The sequence below is a fragment of the Mycobacterium sp. genome (assembly GCF_040398885.1).
Classification (GTDB): Bacteria; Actinomycetota; Actinomycetes; order Mycobacteriales; family Mycobacteriaceae; genus Mycobacterium.
This window is the reverse complement of sequence record NZ_JBBATF010000043.1, coordinates 1-18,731: the sequence shown is the minus strand read 5'-3', so window position 1 is coordinate 18,731 and position 18,731 is coordinate 1. Positions and strand designations below refer to the sequence as shown.

20 protein-coding genes and 1 tRNA gene are annotated in these 18,731 nt (G+C 70.3%); 1 reads left to right on the top strand and 20 read right to left on the bottom strand.

From position 1 onward, the window contains the following. Positions 1 to 13: 13 nt before the first annotated feature. The 9 genes from ADBZ5U_RS06240 to ADBZ5U_RS06200 form a co-directional block, all read right to left on the bottom strand. A tRNA-Pro gene (locus ADBZ5U_RS06240) sits at positions 14 to 87 on the bottom strand. Positions 88 to 161: 74 nt separating this feature from the next. Next, complete coding sequence (locus ADBZ5U_RS06235; protein ID WP_526263487.1) at positions 162 to 929, bottom strand: sulfite exporter TauE/SafE family protein; 768 nt, start codon at positions 927 to 929, stop codon at positions 162 to 164. 70 nt (positions 930 to 999) lie between these two features. Further along, complete coding sequence (locus ADBZ5U_RS06230) at positions 1,000 to 1,452, bottom strand: hypothetical protein (RefSeq protein WP_526263479.1); 453 nt, start codon at positions 1,450 to 1,452, stop codon at positions 1,000 to 1,002. A 53-nt stretch (positions 1,453 to 1,505) separates the two neighbouring features. Continuing rightward, positions 1,506 to 2,924 (bottom strand): ribosome biogenesis GTPase Der, encoded by a 1,419-nt coding sequence (gene der, locus ADBZ5U_RS06225; RefSeq protein WP_526263477.1) that lies wholly within the window; start codon positions 2,922 to 2,924, stop codon positions 1,506 to 1,508. Beyond that, positions 2,921 to 3,601: a (d)CMP kinase gene (gene cmk / locus ADBZ5U_RS06220; protein WP_526263475.1), complete on the bottom strand. Its 681-nt coding sequence runs from the start codon at positions 3,599 to 3,601 to the stop codon at positions 2,921 to 2,923. Before cmk ends, der begins: the two co-directional genes overlap by 4 nt. Next, complete coding sequence (locus ADBZ5U_RS06215; RefSeq protein ID WP_526263473.1) at positions 3,598 to 4,341, bottom strand: pseudouridine synthase; 744 nt, start codon at positions 4,339 to 4,341, stop codon at positions 3,598 to 3,600. Before ADBZ5U_RS06215 ends, cmk begins: the two co-directional genes overlap by 4 nt. Next, positions 4,334 to 5,032: an SMC-Scp complex subunit ScpB gene (scpB, locus tag ADBZ5U_RS06210; RefSeq protein ID WP_526263485.1), complete on the bottom strand. Its 699-nt coding sequence runs from the start codon at positions 5,030 to 5,032 to the stop codon at positions 4,334 to 4,336. Before scpB ends, ADBZ5U_RS06215 begins: the two co-directional genes overlap by 8 nt. Before the next feature lie 23 nt (positions 5,033 to 5,055). Further along, positions 5,056 to 5,880 (bottom strand): segregation/condensation protein A, encoded by an 825-nt coding sequence (locus ADBZ5U_RS06205; protein ID WP_526263471.1) that lies wholly within the window; start codon positions 5,878 to 5,880, stop codon positions 5,056 to 5,058. After that, complete coding sequence (locus tag ADBZ5U_RS06200; protein ID WP_526263469.1) at positions 5,877 to 6,737, bottom strand: ParA family protein; 861 nt, start codon at positions 6,735 to 6,737, stop codon at positions 5,877 to 5,879. Before ADBZ5U_RS06200 ends, ADBZ5U_RS06205 begins: the two co-directional genes overlap by 4 nt. Positions 6,738 to 6,835: 98 nt before the next feature. On the opposite strand from ADBZ5U_RS06200, the gene ADBZ5U_RS06195 reads away from it, so the two are divergent. Beyond that, positions 6,836 to 7,588 carry an O-methyltransferase gene (locus ADBZ5U_RS06195; protein ID WP_526263467.1) on the top strand — a complete coding sequence of 251 codons (753 nt, stop codon included), beginning with the start codon at positions 6,836 to 6,838 and terminating at the stop codon, positions 7,586 to 7,588. Between the two features lie 6 nt (positions 7,589 to 7,594). Here the strand turns inward: ADBZ5U_RS06195 and xerD are convergent, their stop codons facing one another. From xerD to ADBZ5U_RS06140, 11 genes are all read right to left on the bottom strand, one after another. Then, positions 7,595 to 8,554: a site-specific tyrosine recombinase XerD gene (gene xerD, locus ADBZ5U_RS06190; protein ID WP_526263464.1), complete on the bottom strand. Its 960-nt coding sequence runs from the start codon at positions 8,552 to 8,554 to the stop codon at positions 7,595 to 7,597. Then, positions 8,551 to 9,174 (bottom strand): NUDIX domain-containing protein, encoded by a 624-nt coding sequence (locus tag ADBZ5U_RS06185; protein WP_526263462.1) that lies wholly within the window; start codon positions 9,172 to 9,174, stop codon positions 8,551 to 8,553. The genes xerD and ADBZ5U_RS06185 overlap by 4 nt, the downstream gene beginning before the upstream one ends. After that, on the bottom strand, positions 9,167 to 10,921 hold the full coding sequence (gene pyrG / locus ADBZ5U_RS06180; protein ID WP_526263483.1) for a CTP synthase: 1,755 nt from the start codon (positions 10,919 to 10,921) through the stop codon (positions 9,167 to 9,169). The genes ADBZ5U_RS06185 and pyrG overlap by 8 nt, the downstream gene beginning before the upstream one ends. A 177-nt stretch (positions 10,922 to 11,098) precedes the next feature. Further along, positions 11,099 to 12,034 (bottom strand): copper transporter, encoded by a 936-nt coding sequence (locus ADBZ5U_RS06175; RefSeq protein WP_526263460.1) that lies wholly within the window; start codon positions 12,032 to 12,034, stop codon positions 11,099 to 11,101. A gap of 1 nt (position 12,035) precedes the next feature. Then, a complete protein-coding gene (gene steA, locus ADBZ5U_RS06170) occupies positions 12,036 to 13,208 on the bottom strand; it encodes a putative cytokinetic ring protein SteA (RefSeq protein ID WP_526263458.1) in 1,173 nt (390 codons plus the stop codon). A gap of 97 nt (positions 13,209 to 13,305) precedes the next feature. After that, complete coding sequence (gene recN / locus ADBZ5U_RS06165) at positions 13,306 to 15,054, bottom strand: DNA repair protein RecN (protein WP_526263456.1); 1,749 nt, start codon at positions 15,052 to 15,054, stop codon at positions 13,306 to 13,308. Beyond that, the gene (locus ADBZ5U_RS06160; RefSeq protein WP_526263481.1) at positions 15,055 to 15,984 is read right to left on the bottom strand and encodes an NAD kinase; all 930 of its coding nucleotides are present in this window, start codon (positions 15,982 to 15,984) and stop codon (positions 15,055 to 15,057) included. Continuing rightward, positions 15,984 to 16,793 (bottom strand): TlyA family RNA methyltransferase, encoded by an 810-nt coding sequence (locus tag ADBZ5U_RS06155; RefSeq protein ID WP_526263454.1) that lies wholly within the window; start codon positions 16,791 to 16,793, stop codon positions 15,984 to 15,986. Before ADBZ5U_RS06155 ends, ADBZ5U_RS06160 begins: the two co-directional genes overlap by 1 nt. A 3-nt stretch (positions 16,794 to 16,796) precedes the next feature. Then, complete coding sequence (locus tag ADBZ5U_RS06150) at positions 16,797 to 16,982, bottom strand: hypothetical protein (RefSeq protein ID WP_526263452.1); 186 nt, start codon at positions 16,980 to 16,982, stop codon at positions 16,797 to 16,799. 13 nt (positions 16,983 to 16,995) lie between these two features. After that, positions 16,996 to 18,039: an HAD-IIA family hydrolase gene (locus ADBZ5U_RS06145; RefSeq protein WP_526263450.1), complete on the bottom strand. Its 1,044-nt coding sequence runs from the start codon at positions 18,037 to 18,039 to the stop codon at positions 16,996 to 16,998. 2 nt (positions 18,040 to 18,041) lie between these two features. Further along, complete coding sequence (locus ADBZ5U_RS06140; protein ID WP_526263448.1) at positions 18,042 to 18,731, bottom strand: hypothetical protein; 690 nt, start codon at positions 18,729 to 18,731, stop codon at positions 18,042 to 18,044.

Below are 18,731 nucleotides of genomic sequence, written 5' to 3'. Positions count from 1 at the left end.
CCTCTGACCTGCGTCGGGCTGACAGGATTTGAACCTGCGACCACTTGACCCCCAGTCAAGTGCGCTACCAAGCTGCGCCACAGCCCGCCGCCACTCGCCTCTCAGCGCGTAGCAGTTCGGAAGCCTACCGCAGTGCGGCAGCGGCGCCGACCGGGGCACAGTCAGACCCTCAGCAGCCTGAACAACCCGATCAGACCGACCACCACGATCACCGCCCGCAACGCCGACGGCGAAAGCCGCCGCCCGTACTGCGCGCCCAGCCAGCCGCCGATCAGCGAACCCACCGCGATCAACCCCACGACCGGCCAACTGATCCGGTCGAAGGCCACCAGCGTGTAACTGACGGCGGCGACGATGTTGACCAACATCGACAGCAGATTCTTCGCGGCGTTCATCCGCTGAACGTCCTCGGGCAGCAACGCCCCCATCACCCCGATCAGCAGGATGCCCTGTGCGGCGGTGAAGTAGCCGCCGTAGACACCGACCAGAAAGGTCCCCGCCACCAGGGCCGCCATCCGGGCAACCGAGACATGCTCAACCGAGCGGCCGACAGCCTCGGCCCGACGGCGCGCGTAGGCCTGGATGCGGGGACCGGCCACCACCAGGACCAGTGCCAGAACCAACAGCACCGGGACGACCCGTGTGAAGACCTTCTCCGGCAGGTGCAACAGCAGGAACGACCCGATCCCCGCCCCGATGACCGAGGCGGGAATCTGCCACCGCAGCCGCCGCCACTGGCCCGCCAACTCCGCCCGGTAACCCAACGTTCCCGAGATCCCGCCGGCGACCAGACCGATCGCGTTGGACATCGTCGCGGTCACCGGCGGGAAACCCAGCGCGACCAGGGTCGGGAAGGTGATCAAGGTCCCCGAACCCACCAGCGAGTTGATCGCCCCGGCGCCGACGCCCGCGAGGGCGATCAGGATCATGTGGGTCCACGACACCCGGGAAACCTAACGCGAAGGGCCCCGGGGATGTGAGGTGACCGGCCGCGCGCCCCTAACGCTGGCCGGTGCAGTCCAGCGACACGTCGATCGTCTTGGTGACGACGACGGTGGAACTGTGGTGATCACCCCGCGAACCGGGCCCGCCGGGGGTGGTTCCCCCGGAGCCGAGCCTCTGGGTGGTGGTCGCGGCGTTGTGCACCTCGGTCACGACACAGCTCTGAAGGGGATTGTCGCCGATCACGTCGATGGTCACCGTGTACCCCTGGGCCTGCAGGTCCGCGATGGTCTTCACCGCACCCCCGTCGGCCATCCAGGTCATCTGGCCGGCGTCGTTGGCGACGCAAACGACCGCACTGCCGTCGGGCGCGTTCGCGACGCGACCGAGTTCGTTCCCGGAGCAGGCCGAATTCACATTCGGTGGGTCCGCACCGGCCGGGCCGGCACAGGCCAGAGCACCGGCGATCACGGTCACCACAGTCGCCAGCCGGGACGTCAGTTCAGCCACTCCCCCCGAGTACCCGCGCGGCACGCAAAGGAATCAGACTGGCGGCAACGTTTTCAGCGCCCCTTGGGCTTGCGCTTCTCCCGGACCCGGACGTTGATGCGGATCGGCGAGCCATCGAACCCGAAGGTCTCCCGCAACCTGCGCTCGAGGAAACGCCGGTAGCCCGCCTCCAGAAACCCGGAGGTGAACAACACGAAGGTCGGCGGCCGTGCGGTGGCCTGGGTGGCGAACAGGATTCGCGGCTGCTTTCCACCCCGCACCGGCGGGGGTGTGGCCGCGACGACCTCCTTGATCCAGGTGTTGAGCTGTCCGGTGGAGATGCGTTTGTCCCAGGAATCCAGCGCCGTCTGCATGGCCGGCACCAGCTTCTGCACCGCCCGCCCCGTCATCGCCGAGATGTTCACCCTCGGCGCCCATTGCAACTGGTGCAGTTGCAAGTCGATTTCACGGTCGAGCAGGAAGCGGCGGTCCTCGTCGACGAGGTCCCACTTGTTGAACGCCAGGACGAGCGCGCGGCCGGCCTCGATCACCATCGACAACACCCGCTGGTCCTGTTCGGTGATCGGCTGCGACCCGTCGATCAGCACGACGCAGACCTCGGCGGCGTCGATGGCGCTGTGCGTGCGCACCGAGGCGTAGAACTCGTGGCCGCTGGCCTGTCCGACCTTGCGGCGCAAACCGGCGGTGTCGACGAAACGCCATATCCGGCCGTCCAATTCGATCAGTGAGTCCACCGGGTCGACGGTCGTTCCGGCGACGTCGTGGACCACCGACCGCTGCGAGCCGGCCAACCGGTTCAACAGTGAGCTCTTGCCGACGTTCGGCTTGCCCACCAGGGCGACGCGGCGGGGACCGCCACCCCCGCTCGCGAACTCCGACGCCTCCGGAAGCGCGGCGACGACGTCGTCGAGCAGGTCGGCCACGCCGCGGCCGTGGATCGCGCTGATCGGGTGCGGCTCCCCCATGCCCAGCGACCACAGCGCGGCGGCGTCGGACTCGCCCTTCTCGTTGTCGACCTTGTTGGCGGCCAGGAACACCGGCTTGCCGGAGCGCCGCAGGATCCGGGCGGCCGCCTCGTCGCCGGCGGTGGCGCCGACCATCGCGTCGACCACCAGGATCACCGCGTCGGCGGTCTGCATCGCCACCGACGCCTGCTCGGCGACGAGTTGTTGCAGCCCCTTGGCGTCCGGTTCCCAGCCGCCGGTGTCCTGCACCACGAACCGCCGCCCGTTCCAGGACGCGTCGTAGGACACCCGGTCGCGGGTCACCCCCGGCAGATCCTGCACGACGGCTTCCCGGCGGCCCAGCACCCGGTTGACCAGGGTCGATTTCCCGACGTTGGGGCGCCCGACGATCGCCACCACCGGCGGCGGGGCACCGGCCTGCACAGCCTGGTCGGCCGCCTCCTCGCCGACGAGGTCCCACTCGCTCTCGTCGGACCAGGTTCCGTCGTGGTCGGTCGGATCGCTCATCGCGCCACTCCCGTCCGCTGCTCGACCAGATCGCGCAGATGGGCGATCACCTCGGCCTTTGTCATCTCGCTGGTGTCGACGACGATCGCGTCCTCGGCCGGGCGAAGCGGCGACACGGCGCGGGTCGAGTCCAGGTGATCGCGGCGCCGCACATCGGCGAGGACCGTCTCGTAGTCCTCGGCCAGGCCGGCGGCGACGTTCTGGTCGGTGCGACGCCGGGCCCGCGTCTCGGCCGACGCGGTCAGGAAGATCTTCACGTCCGCATCCGGCAATACCACCGTGCCGATATCCCGCCCCTCGACCACCACGCTGCCCGCGCCGGCGGTGAGCTTGCGCTGCAACCCGACCAGGTAGGCGCGCACCGCGGGGACCGCCGAGACCGCGGACACCGCGCGGGTCACCTCGTCGCCGCGGATCTGCGCCGACACGTCCACCCCGTCGAGGTAGGTCTGCTCCACCTCGGGGTCGCACCCGACCGACAGCGGCACCTCCGCCGCGGCGGCGATCGCCTCCGGGTCGTCCAGGTCGACCCCGGCCCTCAACATCGCCAGCGTCGCTATCCGGTACATCGATCCGGTATCCACATAACCTGCGCCGAGTTCCTTCGCCAAACCTCTTGACACGCTTGATTTTCCGGTTCCGGCAGGGCCGTCGACGGCGATCACCACTGCGCTCACAGCCCCACCGCCCTGTACAGTTCGCCGATCTCCTTGCGGTTCAGCGCACGGATGCTGCCCGGCCTCTGGTCGCCCAGAGTGACCGCGCCGACGTCGGTGCGGACCAGTGCCTGGACCGGGAGTCCGACGGCATCGAGCATCCGGCGGACGATGTGCTTGCGGCCCTCGTGCAAAGTCACCCGCAACAGCGACTTGCCCGGAACTGCATCGACAACGGCGAAGTCGTCGACCCTGACCGGGCCGTCGTCCAGTTCGACCCCGGCGCGCAGTGTCTTGCCCAGTCCGCGGGGCACCGCCCCGTTCACGGTGGCCAGGTAGGTCTTGGGAATCTCGAAGGACGGGTGCATCAGTCGGTGCGCCAACTCTCCGTCGTTGGTGAGCAGCAGCAGTCCCTCGGTATCGGCGTCGAGGCGGCCGACGTGGAACAGCTTCTTGTTGCCGCGGACCCGGTGCTCGATCAGGTCCCCGATGCACGGCCGGCCCCGGTCGTCGGACATCGTCGAATGCATCCCGCGCGGCTTGTTGACCGCGAGGTACACCATCGAGTCGTCCAGCACGATCCGGGTCCCGTCGACCCGGATGTCGGCGGTGTCGGGATCCACCCGGGTACCCAGTTCCGTCACCAGACGGCCGTTGACCTCGACCCGCCCGTCGGTGATCATCCGCTCGGCGACCCGGCGGGAGGCGATTCCGGCCTGCGACAGGACCTTCTGCAGTCGCACGCCCCCGGGTTCAGGCATCGCCGTCGGTGTCGACGTCGAAGGCTACCGGCGTCTCGGCCCGGGCAGCGCCCGACAGCTTGGCGAAACGCGGTTCGGTGTCCAGGCTTTCGCTCAGATCGTCGATCACGTCGCCGTCGGGCAGCAACGGCGCGATGTCCGGAAGGTCGGCCAGCGAGGACAGGCCCAGCCGCTCCAGGAACAGTTCCGTGGTCGAGAAGGTGGTGGCCCCGGTGTCCGGGTCGTTGCCGGACTCGATGATCAGCCCCCGCGCCGCCAGGGTGCGCATCACCGCGTCGACGTTCACCCCGCGGACCGCACCGACCCGGGCCCGGGTCACCGGCTGGCGGTAGGCAACCACGGCCAGGGTCTCCAGGGCGGCGCGGGTCAGCTTGGACCGCGTCCCGTCCATGACCAGGCGCTCGACATACGGCGCGTAGCGGGCCCGGGTGTACATCCGCCAACCGTCGCCGGCCTCGCGCAGGTCGATCCCGCTGTCGCGGGCGGTCAGGTCCTCGGCCATCTTCGACAGGATCCCGGTGATCCGGAGCACCGGTTGCCCGGTCACCGATCCCAGCGTCTCGGAGTTCACCGGGGTGTCCACCACCAGCAAGAGAGCCTCGAGTATCCGGCTTAACTCGTCGTCGGCGACGTCGTCGGCTGCGTCGCCGGCTGGGCCGCCGGCAACCGGTTCCCCGGTGTCGTCGGCCAGAGGTTCTCGCCCTGCTTCCACACTCACTGTTCTTCCCACTCGGCTCTCACCAGTTCTTCGTTCACCAAGCTGTTTCCGGTCCACGAAACCTGAAGCACGCCAAGCGGTTCTGACTGATCGAATGCTACCGCGCGAGCCCGGTACAGCTCGAGCAGCGCAAGGAACCGCCCGACGATCTGGATCGGCTCGCCGCAATCGGCGACCAGATCGGAGAACGACGCCCAGTGCCCCATGCCCCGGCTCTCCAGCATCGCCATCAGCCGCCCGGCCTGCTCGGGCACCGACACCCGCGAGATGTGCAGGTGGTCGGTGCCGACGCTGGGGACCGGCCGGGGCGTGAACGCCGACTCGGCGATCCCGGCGAAAGTCTGCGAGTCGACGCCGATCATCACCTCGGGCAGCAGATCGCTGTAGCGGTCCTCCAGCGAAACCGACCGCGGATAGCTGCGCAGCGCCGCGGCCTCCAGTTCGGCGAACATCTCGGCGACATGCTTGAACGCCCGATACTGCAGCAACCGGGCGAACAGCAGATCCCGCACCTCCAGCAGGGCCAGATCCTCGGCGTCCTCCACCTCCCCGGCCGGCAGCAACCGCGCCGCCTTGAGGTCCAGCAGGGTCGCGGCGATCACCAGGAAGGCGGTGGTCTCGTCGAGTTCCAGCGCCGGCCCGATCTCACGGGTGTAGGCGATGAACTCGTCGGTCACCTCGTGCAGTGCCACCTCGGTGACGTCGAGGCGGCGGGCGAAGATCAACTGCAGCAGCAGATCGAACGGACCCTCGAAGTTGTTCAGCCGGACCCGGAAGCCGCCCTTGTGGGGCTCCTGCTCGACGAGCGGTTCGGTTCTCACTTGCCGAATCGGTCGATGACCTCGCGCGCCAGCGCGCGATATGCCAGCGCGCCAGTCGATTTCGGGGCCCACGTGATGATGGGCTCCCCGGCGACGCTGGTCTCGGGGAACCGGACGGTGCGGGCGATGACGGTGTCGAAGACCAGGTCGTCGAAGCGCTCCAGCACCCGGGCCATCACCTCCCGGGCGTTGATGGTCCGGGTGTCGAACCGGGTGACCAGGATGCCGCTGATGTTCAGCTTCGGGTTCAGCCGCTCACGCACCTTGTCGACGGTGTCGGTGAGCAGCGCCAGTCCGCGCAGCGAGAAGAACTCGCATTCGGTGGGGATGATCACCCCGTCGGAGCACGCCAGTGCGTTCACGGTGAGCAACCCGAGCGAGGGCTGGCAGTCGATCAGCACGTAGTCGTAGTCGTCGAGCACCGGACGCAGCGCCCGGCCCAGCGTCTGTTCGCGGCCGACCTCGTTGACCAGTTGGATCTCGGCCGCCGACAGGTCGATATTGCTGGGGACCAGGTCCAGCCCGTCGACGCGGGTGTGGATCAGCACGTCCTCGATCGGCACCCGCGGGTCTACGAGCAGGTTGTGCACGGTATGCGCGAGTTCGTAGTGCGGCACCCCCAGCCCGGCCGACAGCGCGCCCTGCGGATCGAGGTCCACCAGCAGCACCCGCCGGCCGTACTCGGCCAGGGAGGCACCCAGGTTGATCGTCGAGGTGGTTTTCCCGACGCCGCCCTTCTGATTGCACATCGAGACCACCACTGCCGGCCCGTGGCTGGTCAGCGGCTGCGGTTCGGGGATCGGCCGAGGCGGACGGCCGGTCAGCCCGATCGGGGTGTGGTCCTGCTCGTCTGTCACGCCCGAACTCCTGTACCGGCCCCCCGGCCCGGGCGAACCGGCGGCGTGGCGCACATCGGCGCAAAGTCTATCCGTGGCCGCCGGACTACTGTGGGCGCATGGCCGTTAAGGTCCGGATGCCCTTCCTGCGCTGGTCGTTTTGGCGGCTTGCTCTCGGGTTGCCGAGCATCCTGAAGACCGGGCAGGTCGGCGACGGCCGGGAGGCCGCGGCCGTCGCCTACGTGCTGGGCCACGCCCGGGCCGGGGACCTCGACGACGTCATCGCCACCATCGACCGGTTCGCCTACCGGGAATCGATCCTGATCAACGTCGGCGACGAGAAGGGCCTGCTGCTCGACGCGGCGGTACGGCGTTCGATGCCGGACTCCGGGGCCGGCCTGGCCCTGGAACTGGGCACTTACTGCGGCTACGGCGCATTGCGGATCGCGCGGGCGGCGCCGCGGGCGCGGGTGTTCTCGGTGGAGATGAGCCCGGCCAATGCCGAGAACGCGCGGCTGATCTGGGCGCACGCCGGTGTCGGCGACCGGGTCTCCTGCGTGGTGGGGACCATCGGTGACGGTGGTGGCACCCTGAACGCCCTTGCCGGACTGGGCTTCGCCGACGGCGCCCTGGACCTGCTGTTCATCGACCACGACAAGAACGCCTACCTGCCCGACCTGCTCAGCATCGTGGGGCGTGGCTGGCTGCATCCGGGCAGTGTCGTGGTGGCTGACAACGTTCTGGTGCCGGGATCCCCGAAATACCGGGCCCACATGCGTACCAGCCCCGCATTCGAGACGGTCGAGCACCGGACCCACGCGGAGTACACCCGCATCCCGGATCTGGTCCTGGAGTCGACCTACCGGGGCTGATGAGACTCAGGCCCGAGGATGGGCCCCCGCCCACACCTCGCGAAGAGCGTTGACCGTCACCAGCGTGTAGATCTGCGTGGTGGTGACCGAGGCGTGCCCGAGGAGTTCCTGGACCACCCGGACGTCGGCGCCGCCGTCGAGGAGATGGGTGGCGAACGAGTGCCGAAGGGTGTGCGGAGAGACGGCCGCGCTGATGCCGGCCCGTTCGGCGGCGTCCTGCAGGACCTGCCAGGCACTCTGCCGGGACAGCCGCCCGCCCCGGGCGTTGAGGAAGATGGCGGGGCCCCCCGCGGCGGAAGCGCCGCGACCGCGGCGGGCCAGGTCCGGCCGCCCGCGCACCAGGTAGGCGTCCAGGGCCGCGATGGCCGGGCGGCCGACCGGCACCAGGCGCTGCTTGCCGCCCTTGCCGCGCAACAGCACCGAGCGGGCCTGGGTGTCGACGTCGTCGACGTCCAGGCCGACGGCTTCGGAGATTCGCGCGCCGGTGGAGTACAGCAACTCCAGCAGCGCCCGGTTGCGCAGCGCCAGCGGGCCGTCGCCCGGGCCGTCGCCGCCCGCGCCGTCGAGCAGGGCCAGGACGTCGTCCAGCGACAGGCTCTTGGGCAGCCGGCGTGTCGGGGTCGGGGGCTTCACCGCCCGCGCCACGTCGAGGTCGAGGATGCCTTCGGCGGCGGCGAAGCGATGCATGCCCCGGACCGCGATGAGGGCCCGCGCCGCCGACACCGCCGAGAGCGGGGTCACCCCGGTGTCGGGGTCGCCCTTGCGCAGCGCGACCAGGAAGTCGCTGACGTCGGTCTCGGTGACGTCGCGCAGGTCGACGATGCCCCGCCGCACCAGATGCTCGACGTAGCGGCGCAGGTCGCGCCGGTAGGAGGTGAGGGTGTTGACGGCCACCCCGCGTTCGATGGTCAGGTGGTCCAGGTATCCCTGCAACTGGCCGTCCAAAGCAACAGCGAAGGTGGTCATGAGCCCGCCTTGCGCGCAGCGAAGGCCGACGGCCGGTCGGTCCACGGGGCATCGACCGGTCGCGTCGGCTTGCCGTCCACGATCACCGCGTGCGCGGCCAGCACCCCGGCCGCGGCGGTGGCGTTGACGATGTCGCCCTCGAGCACCTGATCCACCGCCTGCCGCAGCCCCAGCCAGTGCACGGTGAGGTCGGCTTCCTCGTGGTCGGCCTCGGGCCGGCCGACATGGTCCAGCCCGCGGGCCAGGTACACCCGCACCGACTCGTCGCAGAATCCCGGGGAGGAGGCGACGTCGACCAGTACCCGCCAGTCCCGGGCCACCAGACCGACCTCCTCGCGCAGTTCGCGGGCCGCCGCGAGGACCGGGTCCTCCCCGGGCTCGTCGAGCAGTCCGGCGGGCAGTTCCCAGAGTCGGCGACCGACCGCGTGCCGGTACTGGTAGACCATGGCCAGTTGCTCGTCGTCGTCGACGGCGGCCACCGCCACCGCCCCGTAGTGTTCGACGACCTCGCGGGTCGCGGTGACATCGCCGGGCATCCGGACCTCGTCGGTGCGGAGCGCGATGATGCCGCCGCAGAAGACGGTTTCGCTTGCCAGCGTGTCGAATTCGTGGTCAGCCACGGGCACGGTCCGGCAACGGCGCCGTCACGGCCGGGCCGCCGGGGTGTTCCTTGCCGTTGGCGTGGTGCTCGGGGATCTCGACCGGCAGACGCTCGGCGGCTTTGTACTCCATCGCCGCGCCGACGAAGGCGACGAACAGCGGGTGCGGGCGGGTGGGCCTGCTCTTCAGTTCCGGGTGAGCCTGGGTGCCCACCAGGAACGGGTGCACGTCGGCGGGGTACTCGACGAACTCCACCAGGTGCCCGTCCGGTGAGGTGCCGGAGAACCGAAGTCCGCTTTCGGCGATCCGGTCCCGGTAGGCGTTGTTCACCTCGTAGCGGTGCCGGTGCCGTTCCGAGACCTGGGTGGAGGCGTATGCCCGGGCGACGACCGACCCCGCCTCGAGTACGGCGGGATACGCGCCCAACCGCATGGTGCCGCCCATATCGGCCTGGCCCGCGACGGCGTCAAGCTGGTCGGCCATCGTCGAGATCACCGGATCCGTTGTGGCCGGGTCGAATTCCGCGGAGTTCGCCCCGGTCAGACCCACCGAACGGGCGGCCTCGATCACGATGCACTGCAAACCCAGGCACAGTCCCAACAGCGGCACGCCGCGGTGCCGGGCGTAGCGGATGGCGCCGATCTTGCCGTCGATGCCGCGGATCCCGAAGCCGCCGGGGATGAGGATCCCGTGCACATCGCCGAGCACCGCGGCCGCACCGGCGTCGGTCTCGCAGTCGTCCGAGGCGACCCAGCGCATCTCGACCTTGGCCCGGTGGGCGAAGCCGCCCGCGCGGATCGCCTCGGCCACCGAGAGATACGCGTCGGAGAGGTCGATGTATTTGCCCACCAACGCGATTCGCACGGTCTCCTGGGGATCGTGCACCCGCCGCAACAGGTCGTCCCACGTCGTCCAGTCCACATCGCGGAACGGCAGGTTGAGCCTGCGCACCACATAGGCGTCGAGTTCCTCGCGATGCAGCACCTTGGGTATGTCGTAGATGGACGGCGCGTCGGGGGTGGAGATCACACCGTCGATGTCGACGTCGCACATCAGCGCGATCTTTTCCTTCAACGGCTCCGGGACGTCGCGGTCGCAGCGCAGGATCAGCGCGTCCGGGGTGATGCCGATGCTGCGCAGGGCGGCCACCGAGTGCTGGGTCGGCTTGGTCTTCAACTCCCCCGACGGCGCCAGGTAGGGCACCAGCGAGACATGCAGGAAGAAACAGTTCTCCCGGCCCACCTCGTGCCGGACCTGCCGGGCGGCTTCCAGGAACGGCTGGGACTCGATGTCGCCGACCGTGCCGCCGATCTCGGTGATGACCACGTCGGGCCGCTTGCCGGACGCGTCGGGCACGGCCATGTCCAGGATGCGGCTCTTGATCTCGTCGGTGATGTGCGGGATCACCTGCACGGTGTCGCCGAGGTACTCCCCGCGCCGTTCCTTGGCGATCACCGTGGAATACACCTGTCCGGTGGTCACGTTCGCCGACCCGGACAGGTCACGGTCGAGGAAGCGCTCGTAGTGACCCACGTCGAGGTCGGTCTCGGCGCCGTCCTCGGTCACGAAGACCTCGCCGTGCTGGAACGGGTTCATCGTTCCAGGGTCGACGTTCAGGTAGGGGTCCAGCTTCTGCATGGTCACCTGCAGGCCGCGGGAGATGAGCAGTTGGCCGAGGCTGCTCGCGGTCAGCCCCTTGCCCAGCGAGGACGCCACGCCGCCGGTGACGAAGAGATGTTTGGTCGCGGCCTGGGGATGCTTGCGCAGTGCGGGCAAAAGCGGCCTCCGTGACGACGGCGCAGGGCTTGGTTTTACCGAGTCCGTCGGCGCCGATCAACGCCGATCAGCGCCGACCAACTTTGACGGGTCTGGTTGGGGCCTGCCGACCCACGGAAACTCACCCTAACACCGACACCGCGCCCGTGCGGCTGACACACCGGTCGGCTATCGAACGGTCAGGGAGGCGGCGCCGTTCCCGGTGCCGTACCGCCCCGGCGGGGCGCCGCCGATCAGGCTCTGAAGCGCCAGCACGGTGGTGATGCGGCCGGATTCGGTGCCGACGTCGTCGACGGTGGTCACCGCCCGGCTCATCTCGGCGTCGGCGCGGGCCACTGCCAGCGCGGCCACCCCGGTGGCCGAGCCGTCCCGGCCGGCCAGCACGACGCCGGACCCGTGCGGCGCCAGTGCGGCGGCGAACCGGGCCACCGTGACGCCCCGGTTGCCGGCGTCGTCGGCCATCCCGCCGCCGGTCACGACGACGGCGGCGTCGGCCGGGCCGAGGGGGTTGCCGAAGGTCAGGAAACCGGTGTCGGCGAGCGCGGCCAGCACGGCACCGCGCGCGTAGTCGTCGACGGGTGGGAACATCGGGTCGCGGTCGATCAGCAGCGCGGCGCCGAGCAGATCGCCGGCCTGCGCACTGGGGTCGGCCTGCGCGGGGTCCAGCCGGGCCCCGGCCGGCACGATCGGCGAGTTGACCACCGCCCGCAACTTCTCCGCCGAGTTGGCCTCGACGAACTCACTGGTCAATGCGACGGTCCCGGCGACGATGCCGGCAGCCTCACCCACCAGACGCGCCACCGCATCCACGTCGGCGTCCTGGGCGTCCGGTGTCCGGAACAGCACGACCGATCTGCCGGCCAACGCGTCACGTACGACGCGGCCCGACACCATCGAATCGAATTGGTCTGTGACAGCGAGCTTTTCGCCCAGCGCTCGGTTCTGGTCGGTGAGCGTCTTGATCCGCGAATGGAGGTAGTCGTTATCGGCCCGGATACCTGACGCTATCGGCTCCGGGAGGAACCTCACAGCCGCGACCACCACGACCGCCAGCGCGAGAAGCATCGCGAACAGCCAGACGAGTCGGCGGCGCCCTGCTCGCATCTCAGTTCACCCAGTGCCGCACCCACTGGGTGAGGCGCTCCCAGTAGTCGGTGACCCAGTCGATGACCGCGGTGTCGGACTGCGACACCCACAGCGCGGCGATGACGGCGAGCAGCACCGCGAGGACCAGCAGCGCGATCGCGCCGCCGGAGATGTGGCTGCGATACAGCGTCGCAACGGCTTTCGCGTCGACGAGCTTCTCACCCACCTTCAGGCGGGTCAGGAAGGCGGAGGGGTTGCTCTGGGATCGGTTGCGGTCGAAGAACTCCCTGATGTTGGCCGACTGGCCGGCGGTGACGATCAGCGCCGCCCCGTGGTGCTCGACGAGCAGCAGCGCGAGATCGGTGGCCGAGCCCGCGGCCGGGAACGTCATGGCGCCGATGCCGAGGTCCTGGATGCGCTCCAGTCCGGACGCGTGGCCGTCCGCGTCGGCCGGCAGGACCACCTGCGCCCCGCCGCGGAGCACCTCCGCGCTCATCTGCTCGGGGTTGCCGACGATGAGCTGCGGCCGGTAGCCGCAGGCGCGCAGGACGTCGGCGCCGCCCTCGACGCCGACCAGCACCGGCTGATACTCCTTGATGAACGGCTTGAGCGCCTTGAGGTCGTCGACGGCGTCGGGCCCGTCGGCGACCACCACGACATGGCGGCGGCGGACGTCGACGTCGATCTCGGGGATCCCGATGCCGTCGATGAGCAACGGGCTCTCGCTGCGGATGAACTCGATGGTGTTGCCGGCGAAGGCCTCCAGGTGCGCGACCAGCCCGGTTTTGGCGTCGTGCATCAGATCGGCGATCTCTTCGTCGGTGCGTTCCACACCGTTGACCAGAAGGCGGTCACCGGAATACACGCCGCCGTCGTGCAGTCGGATCTTGGCGCCGTCCTTGATCTTCTTGAAGATCTCCGGACCCGCGTTGTCGATCAGGGTGATGTTGTTGGCCACGAGCACCTCGGGCCCGAGGTTCGGGTACCGCCCGGAGATGGACGGCGACGCGTTCACCACGCCGGCCACACCGGCGTCGACGAGTGCGTCGGCGGTCACCCGGTCGAGGTCGAGGACATCCAGCACCACGACGTCTCCGACGCCGACACGGCGCAGCAGGCGGTCGGTGTCGCGGTCGACCCGGGCAGTCCCGATGACGCCCGGACGTGCAGAGGATCGCGAGAGCAGCTTCATGTCGCCGATTCTGTCGGCGCCACCGGCGATCAGTCGGGAGGCGCGCCGTAACATCAGCCCCAGAAGTGACTTTCTGTCACTTAGGTAACAGGTCGATTCAGGAGCGGTCGCGGTCGGATTGCGCCGCCGCCAGTAATTCGCGGGCGTGCGCGCGGCCGGTGTCGGACTCCCCGAGCCCGGCCAGCATGCGCGCCAGTTCGCCGACCCGCTGCTCGTCGTCCAGACGCTTGACCGAACTGGCCTGCCCGCTGCTGTCCACCACCAGGTGGGTGTCGGCGTAGGCGGCCACCTGCGGCAGGTGGGTGACGACGATGACCTGGCGGCTTCGGGCCAGCCTTGCCAGCCGGCGGCCGATCTGCACCGCGGCCCGGCCGCCCACCCCGGCGTCGACTTCGTCGAAGACCATCGTGGTGCCCTCGGCCGAGGCCGCCAGCACCACCTCCAGGGCCAGCATCACCCGCGACAACTCGCCGCCAGATGCGCTCTTGTTCAACGGAAGCAGGTCGGTCCCGCGGTGCGCGGTGAAGCCGAACTCGACCTGATCGGCCCCCTCCGACCCGGCGTGGACCACCGCACCGGACTGCAGTCGCAGCGGGGCGCCGTCGTCGGCGCGGGCAACCATCGGCGAGACGGCGACGGTGAAGTGCGCGTCGGCCATCGCCAGCCCGGCCAGTTCCTCGGTGACCGCGACGGCCAGGTCCGCGGCGGCCCGGCCGCGAACCTCGGAGAGTTCCACGGCGGCGGCCGCCACCTGGCCGGCCAGTTCACCGGCCCGCCTCGACAACGCCGCCAGCGCTTCCTCGGAGACGTCCAACTGGGCCAGCCGGCGGCGGGATTCCGCCGCCCAGCCCAGCACCCCGTCGACGTTCGCGGCGTACTTGCGGGTCAGGCTGCGCAGTTCGGCCTGCCGCGCGAGCCGGGTCTCCAGGGCGCTGGCGTCGGGAGGCAACCCGGCCAGGAAGTCACCGAGTTCGGCGGCGACGTCGCCGACCACGTCGAGCACCTCGGTCAGCCGCCGGCCGAGGTCAGCCAGGGCGGTGTCGCCGCTTGATTCCAGCATGGCCGAGGCGCGAACCAGAGCGCCTGTGGCGTAATGGGTTTCGATGTCGTCGTCGGTTCCGGACAGGGCGGCCCGGGCGCCGGCGGCCGCCTCCCGCACCGCGTCCAGTTCGGAGAGCCGGCGGATGTCGGCGACCAGGGCCTCGTCCTCGCCGGGTGCGGGGTCGGCGGCCTCGATCTCGGCGAGGGCGAACTTGAGCCGGTCGGCCTCCTGGGCCATCTCCCGGGCCCGGTTGGTCCGGTCCACCAGATCCCGGCGGGCCGCCATCCATTCGTCGCGCAGCTTGCGGTAGCGCTCCACAGCGGGGGCCGCGCCGGCGAAGCGGTCCAGTGCCGCCCGTTGCTCGTCCGCGCGCATCAGCCGCAACTGGTCGTTCTGGCCGTGCAGGGTGAGCAGGCCGGTGGTGAAACCGCTGAGCGTCCTGGCCGGGACGCTGCGGCCGCCGAGGTACGCCCGGGACGGACCGTCCGTGCCGACCGTGCGCAGCGCGATGATGCTGCCGTCGTCGTCGCGGTCCGCGCCGGAGGCCTCCAGGATCCCGTCAATCTGCGCGGCGGTGGCCGGGTCGAGGTCGGAGGTGGCGAACCGTCCCTCCACCACCGCACGCCGGGCCCCCGACCGCACTCTGCTGGGATCGGCGCGGGCACCGCCGAGGAGATGCAGTCCGGTGACCACCATGGTCTTTCCGGTGCCCGTCTCCCCGGTCAGCACGGTCAGGCCCCGATCGAATTCGGCGGTGGCCGAACTGATCGCCCCCAGCGATTCGATCCGGATCTCGGCGAGCATCTACTGTTCGCGCCAACTGGTGACCGGTAGGCGGAACTTGCGCACCAGCCGGTCGGTGAACGGTGCGCTGTCCAGTCGAACCCATTTCAGCGGGGTTCGGCATTTGGTGACCTGGAGCCGTGACCCGGCCGGAACCGGCGCCTCGCGCCGGCCGTCGCACACCACCAGGGCATCCGGGTTGTCCGGGTCGACGTCCACGGTGATCACCGCGTTGGGATTGGTGACCATGGGCCTGGCGAACAGGGCGTGGGCGTTGTTGGGCACCACGATGATCGCTTCCAGGTCCGGCCAGACGACCGGTCCGCCGGAGGAGAACGCGTAGGCGGTGGATCCGGTCGGGCTGGAGACCAGAACGCCGTCGCAGCCGAAAGCCGACACCGGACGGCCGTCTATGGCCACCACGACGCTGAGCACCCCCTGGTGGGCGCCCTTCTCCAAGCTGGCCTCGTTGAGCGCCCACCCGCGGGACAGCACCTCCCCGTCACGAATCACCGCGACGTCCAGTGTCATCCGCGGTTCGATTCGGTAGTCACGGGCGACGACATGCTCGAGGATCTCCTCGATGGCCTCGGCCTCGGCCTCGGCCAGGAAGCCGATCCGGCCGAGATTGACTCCCAATACCGGGATCTCGGCACTGCGGGCCATTTCGGCGGCGCGCAGGAGGGTGCCGTCGCCGCCGAGGACCAGAACCAGTTCGCAGCCGTCGGCGGCGTGCACGTCGCCGTCGACCACCTCGATATCGGCGCCGGTGGCGGCCAACTCCGCCGGATCCAGATGCAGGTTTCCCCGGTCGACGGCTTCGCGGCAGAGCAGCCGCAATCGAATGCCGTTCTCCCCCAGCGCTTTACCCACACGCCGAGCGGTCTCGGTCGCCTCGGGCCGGCCCGGGTGCACGATCAGCAGGATCGTCCTGTCGGTGTCCGTCGTCATCATTGCGGCCCCTCCTCGACGGCCCGGCGCACCGCCGCCTCGAGTTGCGCGCCGGTCAGGCCGTCCGCGGACTGCGCACGCAGCAGGAGGAAGTACTCGACGTTTCCGGACGGCCCGGGCAGCGGGCTTGCCGTCACCGCGACGGCCCGCCAGCCGAGTTCCGCGGCGCGGTCGGCGACCGCCAGGACCGCGCCGGCGCGTAGTCCGGGGTCACTGACCACCCCGCCGGCGCCCACCTGGCCGCGGCCGACCTCGAATTGCGGCTTCACCATCGGAACGATATCGGCGTTCGGGCCGGCGCATCCGGTCAGTGCGGGCAGCACCGTGGACAGCGAGATGAACGACAGGTCTGCGACCACCAGGTCGACCGGGCCGCCGATCGCCTCGGCGGTCAGCTCCCGGACGTTGGTGCGTTCGATGACGTGCACCCTCGGGTCGGATCTCAGCGACCACGCCAGTTGGCCGTATCCCACATCCACGGCCACCACCTCGGCCGCGCCGCGGTCCAGGAGCACCTCGGTGAAACCGCCGGTCGAGGCGCCGGCGTCCAGGGCGCGTCGGCCCCGAACGTCGATGCCGAAGGCGTCCAGGGCCCCGATGAGTTTGTGGGCTCCGCGGGAGACCCAGGCACGTTCGGCGGGACCCTCCACGGCGATCCGGGCGGTCACCTCGACCGCGGTCGCCGGCTTGGCGGCCCGCATGCCGTCCACGGTGACCCGGCCGGCGCCGATCAGTTCGGCCGCCTGCTGCCGTGAGCGCGCCAGTCCCCGGCGAACCAGTTCGGCGTCAACCCGGGCTCGCCGTGTCATGGGCTAGCCCTTCTCGACCGAGTCCAGTGCGTCGACCAGAATGCGATGCGCCTCCTCGAGGCGACTGCCCACGGCGTCGATGTCGGCCGCCTCGCCGTTCTCGTGGTCCGGGGCTTCGGCATCGAGACGGGGCAGGCCGGCCAGCAGGGCGTCGACCTGGTCCCGGATCGTTCGGGGATCGGTGTTCATGTCGGCGTTCACGCTAGCGGATCGCGCCCGGAGCGGCGCGACCATGGGGCTCGCAGAGCAGCTCCCAGCGTTGCAGTGCGGCGCGGGCGGTCTCGTCGCCCGCCTGCACCCGGATCTCGCCGCCCGACTCCCGGGCGTCCCAGACCGCGCGTGCGGTGGCCCGCACGATCGACAGACCGTCGTCGCCGGGGTCCCGCCCGGTTGCCGTGACGGTGACGGCGTGCGTGCCCGTTTCGGTCTGCCAGGCCGGATGCGCCGCGACCGCCAGCGTCTGGGAGTCCTCGAGCAGACAGCGGAGGTCCTCGCCGACGTAGGTGGGCCGCTGATCGGGCGGGGCGTGCACGGCATCCCAGGCGGTGTTGACGCCGGTGAGCACCATCAGGCTGGGCAGATCTGCCGCGTTGGCGCCGGCGATGTCGGTGTCGAGGCGGTCGCCGACCACCAGGGGGGTGCGGAAGTCCCCCCGGGCCAGCGCGTCCCGCATGAGCCCCGGCGCGGGCTTGCCCGCCACCAGGGGCGCCTGGCCTGTTGCGGTGCTGAGCGCGGCGACCAGGGACCCGTTGCCCGGCAACAGCCCGCGTTCGGTGGGCAGGGATGGGTCGAGGTTGGAGGTCACCCACAGCGCCCCGGACCGGATGGCCAGCGCCGCCTCGGCGAGTTCGGGCCAGCCGATGGTCATCGACAGGCCCTGCACCACGGCGACCGGCTGGTCGGTGAACAGCCGCACCGGTTGCAGTCCGACCGCGGCGACCTCGCCGGCCAGCGCGTCGGTTCCCACCACGAGGACCCTGGATCCGGCCGGTATCCGGCTGCTCAACAGCCGTGCCGCGCTCTGCGCGCTGGTCACCACGTCCTGCGCGGTGGCGGTGAAACCGAGTTCGACCAGATGGCCCGCCACCTCGGCGGCCGACCGGGTGGCGTTGTTGGTGACGAACAGTGCCCTGCCGTCGAGGGCCTCGAGCGTCTCCACGGCGCCGGCGGTGGGCGCGTGCCCGCGGAACAGCGTGCCGTCCAGATCGAGCAGCAGGCAGTCGTGCCGGCACCCAAGGCTTGCCATCGTCAGGCCATTTCGTCGATTCGGTCTTCGGCGTCGGTGACCCCGTCGATGTCGGCGGCCGCCGCGTGCATGAACCACTGCAGGGCGTCTTGCGGCCGGCCCACCGCCAGCAGCGTCTCGGCGTAGGCGTAGAACAACCGCGCGGGAGTGCTGCCGGTGCGACCCGGGTCCAGCGGCGGGGAACTCAGCACCGCCAGCGCCTGATCGAGGTGCCCCAGGTCGGCACGGGCACCGGCGGCGACGATCCGCATCTCGTCGGCGTCGTCGCCGCTGAGTTGGGCGGCCTCGTCGCTTCGGGCCAGTTCGATGGCCTTCTCCGGCCGGCCGACGCCGCGTTCGCAGTCCGCGATCAGCGGAAGCAACTGCGACTTCGACCCCATCCGCCGCGCCGCCCGGAACTCCGAGAGGGCTTGTGCCCAGTCTCCGCAGTGGTAGGCCGCGACGCCGACGGCCTCCCGGATCGCCGCGATACGCCCGGAACGGGTGCGGGCGGCCTGGGCGTGCGCCAGGGCGGCTTCGGGGTCCTCGTCGAGCAGTTCGCCGGCGGCGACGAGATGGCGGGCCACCGTATCGGCCGTGGATTTGTCCAGGGTCATGAGCTCCGCCCGGATCTCGGGTGCGAGTTGCCTGGCCTCGACGGTCGGCGGAATGGCCGGGCCCTGGCGCTGGGCCGACTCCTCCTCCGGCGTCAG

Bases quoted from the DNA above. Each gene is read 5' to 3' on its own strand.
- ADBZ5U_RS06145 (WP_526263450.1), bottom strand. From the start codon at position 18,039: ATGGCAAGCCTTGGGTGCCGGCACGACTGCCTGCTGCTCGATCTGGAC.
- ADBZ5U_RS06215 (WP_526263473.1), bottom strand. From the start codon at position 4,341: ATGCCTGAACCCGGGGGCGTGCGACTGCAGAAGGTCCTGTCGCAGGCC.
- ADBZ5U_RS06150 (WP_526263452.1), bottom strand. From the start codon at position 16,982: ATGAACACCGATCCCCGAACGATCCGGGACCAGGTCGACGCCCTGCTG.
- ADBZ5U_RS06235 (WP_526263487.1), bottom strand. From the start codon at position 929: ATGATCCTGATCGCCCTCGCGGGCGTCGGCGCCGGGGCGATCAACTCG.
- ADBZ5U_RS06175 (WP_526263460.1), bottom strand. From the start codon at position 12,034: ATGCGAGCAGGGCGCCGCCGACTCGTCTGGCTGTTCGCGATGCTTCTC.
- steA (WP_526263458.1), bottom strand. From the start codon at position 13,208: ATGAAGCTGCTCTCGCGATCCTCTGCACGTCCGGGCGTCATCGGGACT.
- recN (WP_526263456.1), bottom strand. From the start codon at position 15,054: ATGCTCGCCGAGATCCGGATCGAATCGCTGGGGGCGATCAGTTCGGCC.
- xerD (WP_526263464.1), bottom strand. From the start codon at position 8,554: ATGACCACCTTCGCTGTTGCTTTGGACGGCCAGTTGCAGGGATACCTG.
- ADBZ5U_RS06195 (WP_526263467.1), top strand. From the start codon at position 6,836: ATGGCCGTTAAGGTCCGGATGCCCTTCCTGCGCTGGTCGTTTTGGCGG.
- ADBZ5U_RS06160 (WP_526263481.1), bottom strand. From the start codon at position 15,984: ATGACGACGGACACCGACAGGACGATCCTGCTGATCGTGCACCCGGGC.
- der (WP_526263477.1), bottom strand. From the start codon at position 2,924: ATGAGCGATCCGACCGACCACGACGGAACCTGGTCCGACGAGAGCGAG.
- ADBZ5U_RS06155 (WP_526263454.1), bottom strand. From the start codon at position 16,793: ATGACACGGCGAGCCCGGGTTGACGCCGAACTGGTTCGCCGGGGACTG.